12 protein-coding genes are annotated in these 13,605 nt (G+C 50.7%); 9 read left to right on the top strand and 3 right to left on the bottom strand.

Annotated features, from left to right (window positions below; genetic code table 11):
- Window positions 1–20 precede the first annotated feature (20 nt).
- The 3 genes from ITJ87_RS11005 to ITJ87_RS10995 form a co-directional block, all read right to left on the bottom strand.
- Window positions 21–332 carry a heavy-metal-associated domain-containing protein gene (locus tag ITJ87_RS11005; protein ID WP_117951913.1) on the bottom strand — a complete coding sequence of 104 codons (312 nt, stop codon included), beginning with the start codon at window positions 330–332 and terminating at the stop codon, window positions 21–23.
- Between the two features lie 28 nt (window positions 333–360).
- Window positions 361–2,577 carry a TonB-dependent receptor domain-containing protein gene (locus tag ITJ87_RS11000; protein WP_117964478.1) on the bottom strand — a complete coding sequence of 739 codons (2,217 nt, stop codon included), beginning with the start codon at window positions 2,575–2,577 and terminating at the stop codon, window positions 361–363.
- Between the two features lie 83 nt (window positions 2,578–2,660).
- Entirely contained in the window at window positions 2,661–3,059 is a 399-nt protein-coding gene (locus tag ITJ87_RS10995; protein WP_057253292.1) for a hypothetical protein, read from the bottom strand.
- A gap of 138 nt (window positions 3,060–3,197) precedes the next feature.
- On the opposite strand from ITJ87_RS10995, the gene ITJ87_RS10990 reads away from it, so the two are divergent.
- The 9 genes from ITJ87_RS10990 to ITJ87_RS10950 all read left to right on the top strand — a co-directional run bounded on the left by ITJ87_RS10990 (window position 3,198) and on the right by ITJ87_RS10950 (window position 13,605).
- Window positions 3,198–4,064 carry a DUF3298 and DUF4163 domain-containing protein gene (locus ITJ87_RS10990; RefSeq protein ID WP_117964479.1) on the top strand — a complete coding sequence of 289 codons (867 nt, stop codon included), beginning with the start codon at window positions 3,198–3,200 and terminating at the stop codon, window positions 4,062–4,064.
- Window positions 4,065–4,101: 37 nt separating this feature from the next.
- Window positions 4,102–4,722 (top strand): 16S rRNA (guanine(527)-N(7))-methyltransferase RsmG, encoded by a 621-nt coding sequence (rsmG, locus tag ITJ87_RS10985; RefSeq protein ID WP_117600572.1) that lies wholly within the window; start codon window positions 4,102–4,104, stop codon window positions 4,720–4,722.
- Between the two features lie 35 nt (window positions 4,723–4,757).
- Window positions 4,758–5,396, top strand: a complete 639-nt coding sequence (locus tag ITJ87_RS10980; protein WP_117600573.1) for an MBL fold metallo-hydrolase — start codon at window positions 4,758–4,760, stop codon at window positions 5,394–5,396.
- Between the two features lie 31 nt (window positions 5,397–5,427).
- Window positions 5,428–8,277: an aminomethyl-transferring glycine dehydrogenase gene (gene gcvP, locus ITJ87_RS10975; protein ID WP_117964480.1), complete on the top strand. Its 2,850-nt coding sequence runs from the start codon at window positions 5,428–5,430 to the stop codon at window positions 8,275–8,277.
- A complete protein-coding gene (locus tag ITJ87_RS10970; protein ID WP_226791145.1) occupies window positions 8,277–8,939 on the top strand; it encodes a hemolysin III family protein in 663 nt (220 codons plus the stop codon). Before gcvP ends, ITJ87_RS10970 begins: the two co-directional genes overlap by 1 nt.
- Before the next feature lie 117 nt (window positions 8,940–9,056).
- Window positions 9,057–9,881, top strand: a complete 825-nt coding sequence (locus tag ITJ87_RS10965; RefSeq protein ID WP_117964481.1) for an ABC transporter ATP-binding protein — start codon at window positions 9,057–9,059, stop codon at window positions 9,879–9,881.
- A complete protein-coding gene (locus tag ITJ87_RS10960; RefSeq protein WP_117964482.1) occupies window positions 9,878–10,672 on the top strand; it encodes a hypothetical protein in 795 nt (264 codons plus the stop codon). The genes ITJ87_RS10965 and ITJ87_RS10960 overlap by 4 nt, the downstream gene beginning before the upstream one ends.
- A gap of 3 nt (window positions 10,673–10,675) precedes the next feature.
- Entirely contained in the window at window positions 10,676–11,044 is a 369-nt protein-coding gene (locus ITJ87_RS10955) for a GntR family transcriptional regulator (protein ID WP_009036896.1), read from the top strand.
- Window positions 11,045–11,274: 230 nt separating this feature from the next.
- Window positions 11,275–13,605, top strand: a complete 2,331-nt coding sequence (locus ITJ87_RS10950) for a TonB-dependent receptor (protein ID WP_117600577.1) — start codon at window positions 11,275–11,277, stop codon at window positions 13,603–13,605.

Raw genomic sequence — 13,605 nt, 5'->3', positions numbered from 1 at the left:
GGAATGAGCAGTTTGTTCAATTACTTCTTATCGTCCTGCTTGGTTTCCTTGACAAACTCCGCTTCATAATGGAACTTTTGGAAACCTTTTTTCAACTTTTCCACATTGGTCTTGTCGGCATCATACGTGATGGTTACCGTCTTTGTCTTCAAGTCTGTGTGGAAGTCCTTCAGTCCCTTCTCAAAACGGATGTTATTGTTTATCTTCCTTACACAGTTCTCACACTTCATCTGTGCCACCTTGAACATGGCTGTACGGATGTCTTTTGCCATTGCGGCAGATGCCCAGAAGAGTACAACTGCCAAAGTCATTAAAAATCTTCTTGTTTTCATTGTTTCGCTATTGATTTAATAAATAATATTATATTCTCGGCAAGTTAAAACGGACACCTACATAGGCTTTTGCTCCATGCATCGGTCCCCACACCATCGTAGCATCAAAGTTGCTTCCCCAGGGATCGGAGGCATCGATGATAGGATTCTTCTGTTTGAAGTTTGTCAGATTCTCGCCACCGATGTATATAGACCAGCGACGGAAATAGCGCGTCACCTGTGCGCTCAACTGCTCGAAGCCGCCATAGCGCCTTTCCCACGACCAATTGCCGTCTGTCAGTTCGTATGGAGCCGGCATGCGCCCGCCACCGTTCAGTTGCAAAGTTACATCAAACTGCCACAATCCCAAAGGTGTCTGATAAGAAGCCGTCAGCAAATCTTTATATTTGCTGGTAAGGGGTTTCTCCATCAGCTCTCCGTTGTAATTCGTCTTGGCATCCGTCCAACGGTAAGCCGCGGTAAAGGTGAAACCCGGGAAGAACGGATAGCTTGCCTCCACCTGCACTACCTGCGAATAGGAACGGCCGTGAAGGTTGTAAAACAGAACGGCATGCGGGTCCGTATCCATGTCTACCACCACCTGCTTGCTGAAATCCGTGTAATAGTATTCCGCATTCAGGTTCAAGGTTTTGCCGAACAAGGGAATATAGGCGGAAGTGCTTGCGCCATAGTTCCAGGCCTCATCCTGGTCAAGACGTTTGGCGATGTCTATCCGGCGGCTACTTGCCAGCAGGTAGTTATTCTCGGCCAGCACATGGTTCGTGCGGTATCCTTTTCCTGCCGAAAGACGGAAATGTACATACTCGTTGGGATTGTACTTCACATGGAAACGCGGGGTGACGAAATAGCCGTACTCGTTGCTATGGTCGCCGCGGATGCCACCCATCAGCACCAGTTTATCGTCCCAGTTGTAGGTGTACTGCACGTAGGCGCCGGGGACGGCTTCTTTGGTGAATTTCTTCGTCAAAGGCTGTGCGGCGTCATTGTCCAGGCGGTAGCGCTGGTCATAGGAGTCATAGTTGAAGCTCAGTCCGGCAGAAAGGCTTTGACGCTTGGTCAGTTCCGTCTCGAACAACAAGGAGGCATAAGCATTGTGCTGGTCTACGTCGTAGATTTTCCGTCCGTACAAGGCATCCTGCTTATGCAGGGAGCCGGAGAGGATCAATGCCAGGTTAGTGTTCTTCTCCTTGTTGAATATATAGGCGTTCTTGGTGAAAGCTTCGTAGCGGTCGGTGCCTATACTTATCTTATAAGGGTCTGTCAGAGGCATTTTGCCATGACCGACTTGTCCGCTGTTGCGGTCTTCCGTAAGCACTTTGATGCCTGCTTGGAAAACGTAGCGGTCGCCCATGTATGCCCAGCGGTTCCAGAGGTTGTACTGCTCCACGCGGGGGATGTCGGCAAAGCCGTCGTCGTTGCTGTCGTGAGCTTTGGTCTCATTCTCGTAATGTGCCAGCAAAGAGGTGCTCCAGCGTTTGGAGAGTTTCACCGTGGCATCGGCATTGGCTTCGTAGCGGTTGGTGCTGCTGGCAAAGAGGTTGGCGGAGAACCAGTCGGCCTCGGGCAACTGGGGTTTCTTGAATTCCACATTGATTTGTCCCGTGATGGCCTCATAGCCGTTCTTCACGGACGAACTGCCCTTGCTCACCTGAATACTCTGCATCCATGGCCCGGGTACATAACCCAGTCCGTAGGGGGCGGCAGAGCCGCGGTAGTTGGGGATATTCTCCGTCATCATTTGCACATACGTACCGGACAAGCCGAGAAGCTTGATTTGCTTAGCACCGGTGGCGGCGTCAGAGTAGGTGACGTCCACCGAGGGATTAGTCACAAAACTCTCTCCCAAATTACAGCAAGCGGCACGGCTCAACTCGGCGCTACTTATCATATCTTCATTCATCACACTGTTGCGCAGCTTCATGGTGCCCAACTTACGGCTGACCACATTCACCTCGCTCAGTTCCACCCCTTCGCGCAAGACAATGTCGAGCGTATCATTGCGGTTACTGACGTGTATCGTATCATTCTCAAAACCGATAAAGCTGACTACAAGCATATGCTTGTCATTGGGTTTGGACAAGGAGAAGGTACCGTCCGCCGAAGTGGTGGTTCCTTGAGTGGTTCCCTGCCAGAAGAGGTTGGCACCCACAATCGGGGCGCCCAAATTATCCTTTACCGTTCCCTTTACCTGCGCCTGCAAGGCGATGAAAGAGAACAGAAGGATGGCTATCAAGCTATATTTCATTTCTGTTTTATACTTAAAGAAGTGATTAAAAAACAAACAGTTCCCTCCGGACAATTCATGTCATTGCCCCGTATAAAACAACACTAAATGAGAAGCGTGGAATAGAGCGCCAGATAATGACGCGAGCCGACGACATATGGCGGTGCCCCGAAATGCACTTCCGGAGTGCAGGCCACTTGCGGCAAGGAGTAATCAAACAGCGGCAGTTGCTCACAAAACAGTGTAAGGGATGGCACGAACGAAGCAGACTCGTGTGCATGTTTCACGAAATCCACCTTGTAGTAGACGGCTGTACAACCGGTATCCTTGCACGTTTTTTGTGAACCACGATGTGCATGATGGCATTTGGAACAGCCGGAGGTGCAGCAACTTTGTGTCGTCTCGCATCCGGCACAGCAATACTGAACTACAGAAATCCCCACTCCGCTTATAATGATAAGAGAGGAAAAGAGTACAGCCAGTATGTAACGGAGTTCCTTCATAAGCGCTGCAAAGATAGAAAGTTTTAACCGTTTGCCGGAATTAATTTTTCCTTTTTTATGCCTGCAGTTCGTTAATAAGTTCTATATTTGTCGATAAAGTTTTTTGATTGATATGTTGATTTATAAACGAAACTCAATATGAAAAAGCAAACTGTCAGCCTACTTGTCCTTCTGCTTGCGGCAAGCGGCTTTTTCTTTTCCTGCGGTAACACCGTGAACAAAAACGCATACGCGTTGGAGTTCGACAGTATACAAGTAAACGAAACCGTACATCTCTTCGGAGACACAGCCAAGCCGGCCTGCAACCTCATCCTCAACGTTGCCTACGCCAGCCAGTCATCCGACGTAAGACTGAAAGACAGTCTGAACACCTTCTTCCTATCTGCCTGCTTCGGCGACAAGTACATGGCGATGCCACCCGAAGAAGCTGTCAAGAAATATACGGAGAAATATGTCGGCGACTACCGCAATGACCTGGAGCCTATGTACAAGAAAGACGAGGAGGACAAACAGGACGAGCAGAGCATAGGAGCCTGGTATTCCTATTATAAAGGAATCGAAAGCCATATGCAGTTGTGCAATACCTTAATACTGACCTACCGTATAGATTACAACGAATATACCGGCGGCGCACACGGCATCTATATGTCCACCTTCCTCAACCTCGACCTAAAGACCCTAAGCCCCATCCACCTAGGCGACCTCTTTGAAGGCGACTATAAGGAAGCGCTGACCGACTTGCTTTGGAAACAGCTGATGGCAGACAACAACGTCAGCACCCGCCAAGAGCTGGAGGACATGGGCTACGCCACCACCGGTGACCTGGAGCCTATCGAGAATTTCTATCTGGACCCAACGGGAATCACCTTCTATTATAATGTATATGAAATTGCCCCATACGTAATGGGAGCAACCAAAATCACGTTGTCTTATGAGGACATAACCCATCTGATGAACAGCGAATTCGTCACCTTGAGCAATACGATAAAAGCAGGCGACCAATAGGAACCGTAATCAATTGTCTATCAACATAAAACTCACAATGGATTTAATACTCAAATATTTCCCGGACCTGACGGAAGAACAGAAACGGCAGTTTGCCGCCCTCTACGACCTCTACATGGACTGGAACTCTAAGATTAATGTCATTTCACGCAAAGATATAGAGAACTTGTACGAACACCATGTGCTGCATTCTCTGGGCATAGCCAAGGTAATCCGCTTCAGACCGGGGACACAGATTATGGACCTCGGCACGGGAGGAGGCTTTCCGGGAATCCCGCTTGCCATCCTTTTCCCCGAAGTACAGTTCCATCTGGTGGACAGCATCGGAAAGAAAGTACGCGTAGCCTCCGAAATAGCCAACAGCATCGGGCTGAAAAACGCCACCTTCCGTCATGCCCGTGCAGAAGAGGAAAAAGGGAAGTTCGACTTTGTGGTGAGCCGTGCCGTGATGCCGCTGACAGACCTGCTGAAGATTATCCGTAAGAACATCTCCCCAAAACAGCAGAATGCATTGCCCAACGGACTGATTTGCCTTAAGGGGGGCGAATTGGGGAACGAAACCATGCCCGTCAAGAACAAGACCACGTTGTGGGACCTGAAGGAGTTCTTTGAAGAGGAGTTCTTCGAGACAAAAAAAGTAGTGTACGTAGGGTGTTGAGAGATAGTTGAGGTTTAGAAATCTAAATACATAATATGAAAATAAAGAGATTCGAATTTAATATGTTCCCGGAGAACTGTTATGTGCTTTGGGACGAAACCAATGAAGCGGTCGTCATTGACCCGGGCTGCTTTTATGAGGAAGAAAAGCAGGCCTTGAAAAACTTCATTACCAAGAATGGGCTGAATGTGAAACATCTGCTGAATACCCATCTGCATCTGGACCATATCTTCGGCAATCCTTTCATGCTGAAAGAGTTCGGTCTGAAGGCCGAAGCCAACCAGGCCGATGAGTTCTGGATTGACGAAGCGCCGAAACAAAGCCGCATGTTCGGCTTCCAGCTGCAGGAAGCCCCCGTGCCCCTGGGCACTTATCTGCACGACGGAGACATCATCACCTTCGGCAATACGAAACTGGAAGCCATCCATGTACCGGGACACTCGCCGGGCAGTCTGGTGTATTATTGCGCGGCAGACCACTGCATGTTCTCGGGGGATGTGTTGTTTCAAGGCAGCATCGGCCGTGCCGACCTCACCGGTGGCAACTTCGACGAACTGATAGAACATATTTGCAGCCGTCTGTTCATCCTGCCCAACGACACGATTGTCTATCCCGGACACGGAGCGCCGACTACCATAGGAATAGAGAAAGCGGAGAATCCGTTCTTCCGGTAAATATACAGCAAACTTTTAAATCATTACAGCCATGAAAAACGACCTATTGGCCTACCGCCACATCGGCATCAGCGAAAAAGACGAGGAGAAGATGCTCCAAAAAATAGGAGTGAAAAGCCTGGACGAGCTGATTGATAAAACCATTCCTGCCAACATCCGCTTGAAAGAACCGCTGGCTCTGCCCAAGACAATGACAGAGTACGAATTCGGACAACATATTGCAGGGCTGGCTGCCAAAAACAAACTTTACACAACCTATATCGGTATGGGATGGTACAACACCATCACTCCTGCCGTTATCCAACGGAATGTATTCGAGAACCCCGTTTGGTACACTTCCTATACCCCCTATCAGACCGAAGTCTCACAAGGACGCCTGGAAGCCTTGATGAACTTCCAGACTGCCGTATGCGACCTCACCGGCATGCCCCTTGCCAACTGCTCCCTGCTGGACGAAGCGACTGCCGCAGCCGAAGCCGTGACGATGATGTATGCCCTGCGTCCGCGCGACATACAGAAATCGGGCGCCAACGTGGTATTTGTAGACGAAGCCGTCTTCCCGCAGACACTGGCAGTAATGACTACCCGCGCCATTCCGCAAGGTATCGAGCTGCGTATAGGAAAATACCATGAAATGGAATTCACGCCGGACATCTTCGCCTGCGTACTGCAATATCCCAACGCCGCCGGCAACGTGGAAGATTATCGCGCCTTCGTGGAAAAAGCCCATGCAGCCAACTGCAAAGTGGCTGTTGCCGCCGACATTCTGAGCCTCGCCCTGCTCACCCCTCCGGGAGAATGGGGGGCTGACATCGTCTTCGGAACCACACAACGGCTCGGTACACCGATGTTCTACGGCGGGCCGTCGGCAGCCTACTTTGCCACCCGCGACGAGTACAAGCGCAATATGCCGGGACGCATCATCGGCTGGTCGAAAGACAAATACGGCAAGTTGTGCTACCGCATGGCGCTGCAAACCCGCGAGCAACACATCAAGCGTGAAAAGGCGACTTCCAACATCTGTACCGCACAGGCACTGCTGGCTACAATGGCAGGCTTCTATGCCGTATATCATGGTCCGGAAGGCATCCGCACCATTGCAGAACGCATCCACAGCATTGCCGTATTTCTGGAAGAAAGTATCAACAGACTGGGGTACAAGCAGGTCAATGCACAATATTTCGACACGCTCCGCTTTGCACTGCCCGACACCATTTCGGCACAGCAGATACGTACCATCGCCTTGAGCAAGGAAGTGAACCTGCGTTATTTCAAGAATGGGGACGTAGGTATGAGCATCGATGAGACTACGGACATCACTGCCGTCAACGTACTGCTCTCCATCTTTGCCATTGCCGCCGGAAGGGATTGGGAAAAGGCAAGCGACGTACCCATGGCAAGCAGCATCAGCGCGGAGATGAAACGCCAAAGCGCCTATTTGACACATGAAGTATTCAACAAATACCATACGGAAACGGAGATGATGCGCTACATCAAGCGTCTCGACCGCAAGGACATCTCACTGGCACACTCCATGATTTCCCTCGGCTCGTGCACCATGAAGCTGAACGCTGCCGCAGAGATGCTTCCGCTCAGCCGTCCGGAATTCATGAACATGCATCCCCTGGTGCCCGAAGACCAGGCCGAAGGTTACCGCGAACTGATAAGCAACCTCAGTGAAGAACTGAAGATAATTACCGGCTTTGCCGGCGTCAGCCTGCAACCCAACTCCGGTGCGGCAGGCGAATATGCCGGACTCCGCGTCATCCGCGCCTATCTGGAAAGCATCGGGCAAGGACACCGCAATAAGGTGCTGATACCGGCATCCGCACACGGCACCAACCCGGCTTCTGCCATCCAGGCAGGCTTTACCACCGTGACCTGCGCCTGCGACGCACAAGGCAATGTGGATATGGCCGACCTGCGTGCCAAAGCGGAAGAAAACAAGGATGACCTCGCCGCCCTGATGATTACCTACCCTTCCACACACGGTATCTTTGAAACGGAAATTGTGGAAATCTGCCACATCATACATGCCTGCGGTGCGCAGGTATATATGGACGGCGCCAATATGAATGCCCAAGTAGGCTTGACGAATCCCGGCTTTATCGGTGCGGACGTCTGCCACTTGAATCTGCACAAAACGTTCGCCTCTCCTCACGGCGGCGGCGGACCGGGCGTAGGCCCCATCTGCGTAGCAGAGCATCTGGTTCCGTTCCTTCCGGGACACAAATTGTTCGGCAATGCAGCCAACCAGGTGTCCGGAGCTCCCTTCGGCAGCGCAGGTATCCTGCCCATCACTTATGGCTACATCCGCATGATGGGAACGGAAGGACTGACGCGTGCCACGAAGATAGCTATCCTCAGCGCCAACTACCTGGCAGCCAGCCTCAAGGATACGTACGGCATCGTTTACCACGGTGCTACCGGCTTCGTAGGACACGAAATGATATTGGAATGCCGCAAGGTGCACGAAGAGACGGGCATCAGTGAAAACGACATCGCCAAACGTCTGATGGACTACGGCTATCATGCCCCCACCCTCTCCTTCCCGGTACACGGCACGCTGATGATTGAACCGACGGAGAGCGAAAGCCTTGCCGAACTGGATAACTTCGTGCAGGTGATGCTGACCATCTGGGACGAGATTCAAGAGGTGAAGAACGGCGAAGCCGACAAGACAGACAACGTGCTAGTGAATGCCCCGCATCCCGAATACGAAGTGGTAGCCGACACATGGGGGCACAGCTATACCCGCCAAAAGGCAGCCTACCCGATAGAAAGCGTGCGCGAAAACAAGTTCTGGGTGAACGTGGCACGTGTAGACAACACGTTGGGAGACCGTAAACTGTTGCCCACATGCTATGGATGCTTCGACTGATGAAAAGAAAGCGTAACGGACTATTTTATAGTAAAAAAGAAGAAACCATCAATTCCATCTCCCATGGCATCGGCATTGCCATGGGAGTAATTGTAAGTACACTATTCCTGATAAAATGCTACCAAGCACAGAATCTTTGGGCAGCATTCGGTGTATGGCTCTATCTGTTCGGTATGGGCGGCTCCTATCTTGCCTCCACACTCTACCACTCCCTGAAACATCATAATCCGTGGAAACGACGCTTGCGGCATTGGGACCATGCAGCCATCTATTGGCACATTGCAGGCAGTTATTCCCCCATCACACTCATTGCATTGAGAGAGGACGGCGGTTGGGGCTGGGGACTGTTCGGCTTCGTCTGGCTATGCGCCATTATCGGCACTGTTGTCAGCTTCCGCAAGATGGAGGAGCACAGTTACGTGGAAACAGTGTGCTACATCTTGATGGGGCTGTCCGTACTGGTAGTATTCAAGCAGCTTTTCGCCCTCTCCCCCACAGCCTGCTACTGGATTATTGCCGAGGGGGTATGCTACATCACGGGAGCTGCCTTCTACTCCTTGCGCAAGGCACGGTACATGCATTCGGTTTTCCATTTCTTTGTATTGGGCGGTTCAGCCTGCCACATGGTGGCTGTATGGGACATACTGGTGAAGATGCTGTAAGCAAACGGCAAGCGCACAACCGCTAAAAGAAGTTAATAAGCATCTCTCCCCCTTGCTTTTCTCCATAACTTACCCTACGTTTGCAGTGTTGTACATCAGTACAACACCAATAAAGTTATGATAACGATAGAGAACACAAGCTACGGTTACAAGTCCAATCCACTTATTTTCAACAATATATCTTTGGAAATAGGAAACGGTATATATGGACTTCTGGGGGAAAACGGTGTAGGCAAAACGACGCTGATGCATCTCATCTGCGGACTACTCTTCCCCAAAAACGGAAAGTGCAGTATAGACGGAAGAAACACGGCGGAGAGACAGCCCGAAGGGTTGAACCGTTACTTCTTCCTGCCCGAAGAGTTGCAGATGCCAACCGAGAGTATCGCCAGCTTCGCTGCACGCCATTCCGTATTCTATCCACATTTCAATCAAGAAGAATTCGAGCTGAACCTGGAAGAATTGAAAATCGACCGGAAACAAAAACTCTCTTCCGTCTCCTACGGACAACAGAAGAAGGCAATGCTGGCATACGCCTTTGCCCTGCATACTCCATACATCCTGCTCGACGAACCGACAAACGGGCTGGACATCACTTCCCGCCAAGCCTTGAAACGTATCATCAGCCGCAGCATGGACGATGAAAGCACGCTGCTCATCTCCACCCATCAGGCGCACGACTTCGAGAATCTGCTGGACCATCTCGTCATCCTTGGCAAAGGCGAAATATTACTGAACCGTTCGCTGGACGAAATCAGTAACCGGCTTCTCTTTGCCCGTACGGACATTCTGCCGGCAGAAAGCATCTACAGCGAACAAGACTTGTCGGGCCATTTCTCCATTCTCCCCAACGAGGACGGAGAAGAGAACACACCGGACATCGATCTGCTGTATAAAGCGGTGCTGCAACAACCGGAAAAGATAAAGAGCATGTTTCAATGAAAATCCATCATACAAACAGAACTATGAACGCAACTTTTAATCTGAAACGCTTCCTGCTACTGGAACAATATAAAAGGAATGAGACCGGCAGGCACCTGCTTTGGTCGGCAGCCGTCGTATCGTTCATCTGCATCCTGTGCATTCTCTACGACATAAACCGCGGTGGAAGTTACTACGGCAAACATACCTCTGCCACCGAATTCTCCCGCTACGTACTATGTTTTATCCTCATGGCCCCCTGCCTGCTGGAAACAAAATTCAGCAAACGCAGCTCCACTCTCGATATACTGCTGCCGGCATCGGCATTCGAGAAGTTCCTGCATATCTGGATAAAATACCTGCTGCTGCTTCCCCTATTCTGCAGCCTGCTGATAGCCTGCCTCAAAGGTCTGCTGTCCTTAAGCGGCAGCGAGTTCCTGCAGTATTTCGCAACGCACATCACGATGTTCCGGATACACAACACCCAGATACTGACCTATGTAATCCTGCATGCTTCCGCCTTCATCGGCTACTTCGCCTTCAGTCGGCAAGTCCTGCTGAAAAGTTTCACCATCTTTGTAGGCTCCATTGCCGTCTGCATAGGAATTGTAACTTTTGTGGCCTCCCTCATGCCCGAAGCCAGAGCGGACGGATACTGGATGGATAACATTGCCACATGGCCCAACACCAACTATCCGTTGTCGGCCGGTGCACAAGCCATTGTGACTTTCTGCAATTATGCGGCTCCCATCAGTGTGCTGCTCGGTTCATGGGTATCGAGCTACTTCCTGCTCAAAGAAAAACAACTGTAGCCTATGGACTTCAAGACCAACAAGCCGATATACCAGCAGATTGTAGACTTCTGTTTCAGCAAGATTCTCACCCGCGAATGGCGGGCGGAAGAGCGGGTGGTATCCGTGAGGGAGCTCTCCACACAACTGGCAGTGAACTCGCGCACCGTGTTGAAGGCCTATGAATACCTCCAGACGGAGGACATCATCTACCCGGAACGGGGAATGGGGTTCTACCTCTCCAAAGATGCGGTGAAGAAAGTGATGCGAATACAGAAGAAAGAGTTTTTTGACAACCAGCTTGCCGACATGTTCCGCAGCATGGAGCTACTCGGCATCAGTATAGAAGAAATAACAGAACGATATAACAAACTTAAAAAAGACGGTTCATGAAGAGATACGCAAAGACTGCATTATGGATTACCTTCGGACTCCTCTTCGGACTTACGATTGTCAAAGTTTCGACACTGATGTACGAGATTTATTCCTTCATGCATTCCTAACTTTCATCGGACAGACGAGGAAAGTATAAACAACTGATATACAAGCCTCAACATCTTTCCTTAACGGAAGGAGTGGCTTTTGCATCCCTATCCAACAGTAACAGACTAATACAAACGATTATGAAAAACCAACTTTTTTTACTATTGCTTGCCCTCTCCGTACTCCGTACGCAGGCACAGAGCCTCTCCATCAAAGGACGCGTCACGGACGCCTCGCAAGAGGCAGTTATAGCCGCCAATGTGTCATTATGGACCATAGACTCTACTTTGGTGACCGGAGTAACCTCGGATGCACAAGGCAAGTTCGCCCTCCATAAAATCAAGGCAGGCGATTACCGCCTTTCCATCTCCTTCATCGGCCTCCAAAGTGAAAATATACTGCTGAAACTGAATAAAAGCCTCGACCTGGGCGATGTACAGTTGCAGGAAGATGCTGTGAGCCTCGGTGAAGTGACGGTATCCGCCAGCAATGTGCTGCAGCGGGTAGACCGGCAAATTATCCTGCCTTCCGAAAGCCAGCTGAAACGCTCGTTCGGTGCCTACGACCTGCTGAACAATCTCGGCATTGCCCGTCTGCAAGTGGACAATCTGAGCAACAGCATGAGCGTCAGCGGTGGTGGGGCCGTACAAACCCGTATCAACGGCATTAAAGTGACAGACAAGGAGATAGCGGCCGTCAGAGCCAAAGACGTACTGCGTGTGGAGTTCATCGAAGACCCCGGCAAGCAGTACGGAGACGATGAACTGGGCGCCGTAGTCAACATTATCCTGCGCCGCCGCGAAACGGGCGGTGTTGTGAACTTCCAACTCTCCGATTCGCCCCACACCCTATGGGGAGAGAATTTCCTGAGCGCGAAGTTCAATTACAAGAACTCCGAATGGGGCATCGACTACTTCAACAAGAACGGCAAGTATCACAGCCGCCTCGAATCCCACGAAACCTTCTATCTGGGCGACCGCACCATCGACCGCATCAAGGAAGGCATCGAAGACGAGTCGCCCTCTCTGAGCTTCATCAACAACCTGAATCTGACGTACAATCTGACGAAAGCGGACAAATATGTATTCAATGCCATCTTCCGTAACAACCTCAGCAATGCCCCCTACCAAAATGAACTGAACAAGATGTGGGCAGTGGGCAGCACGGAGTCCATCTATTCGTACGTCAACAACCACACATCCAGCTACTCTCCGGCGCTCGACCTTTACTTCCAGCATACCCTGCCCCATCAGCAGAGCATCCAGATGAATGTGACGGGAACGCTCATCCATACCAAGAACAACCGGAAATACAAAGAGTACAAGGACGAGAACGTACCGCTGGCAGATATTCAGACATTAGTGGACGGCGACAAGCGCTCCGTCATCGGCGAAGCCATTTATGAAAAGAGCTTCAAGGAGGTGAAGCTGAGCGGCGGTGCCCGCCACTATCAGATGCGGACAGAGAATGAGTATAAAGGTTCCAACCCTACCACTTCGAAGATGGACCAGTCGCAGACATCCGCTTTCTTCGAGGTGCAGGGCAAGGTAAAGGACTTCAGCTATGCGGGCAGCGTAGGCATGACGCGCGCCTGGTTCAAGGAGAGTGAGGAAGACCATGCCTACTATACCTTCACGCCCACCGTGCGGTTGAGCTATAATCTGAAGAAGGCGGGATTCCTGCGCTACCGGTTCAACATCAGTCCTGCCATACCGTCACTCGGTTCGCTGACGGATGTGGAGCAGGCGATGGATACGATACAGATAGTCCGCGGCAACCCGTTGCTGAAAACGTATCAACAGTTCACGAACTCCTTGTCTTACAGCTATTCGAAGAAACAGTTCAACGCCAATCTGAGCGTGCGCCACCAGTATTATGACAATCCCATCATGGAAAGCATCTTCGTGGAGGACGGCAAACTGATACTGAAGGATGAAAACCAGCGGTCGTTCCAAAGCCTGAATACGGAACTGATGGCCGGCATAAATGGCGCTACACTGTTCGGACTGAAAGATTTCCTGACGCTTTATGCTTCGGGAGGATATACGCGCAGTTGGTCGGAAGGTTTGAACTATAGCCATATGTACGATGAATTCTATTACAGCGTGATGGCGCAAGTGCAATATAAAGACTTCTCGCTACTCGGGCAGTTCCGGAAAGTGCAGAACAATTTCTTCGGCGAAACCATCAAGAAGAACGAAAACCAGACGGCATTCATGGCAATGTACACCCGGCGTAACCTTCAAGCAGGAATCGGTATTATGTTTCCTTTCACCAATAACTATAAGGTGGGAAAAGAAAGAATCAGTGAAGTGGCTCCTTTCCGTTCCGAAACATTCGTCAGGGAGACGGGACAGATGGTCGTACTGCGCATGGGCTATACATTCGAGTTCGGACGCAAGCACAAGGCAGGCAACAAGGGGCTGAACAACAGTGATACGGACAGCGGCATCATTAATATGCAGCGATAA

It is taken from the genome of Bacteroides sp. HF-162 (genome assembly GCF_015679285.1).
In the GTDB taxonomy this organism is placed as follows: domain Bacteria; phylum Bacteroidota; class Bacteroidia; order Bacteroidales; family Bacteroidaceae; genus Bacteroides; species Bacteroides uniformis.
Note: the sequence above shows the minus strand (reverse complement) of the source record. Positions and strands in the feature narration are given on the sequence as shown.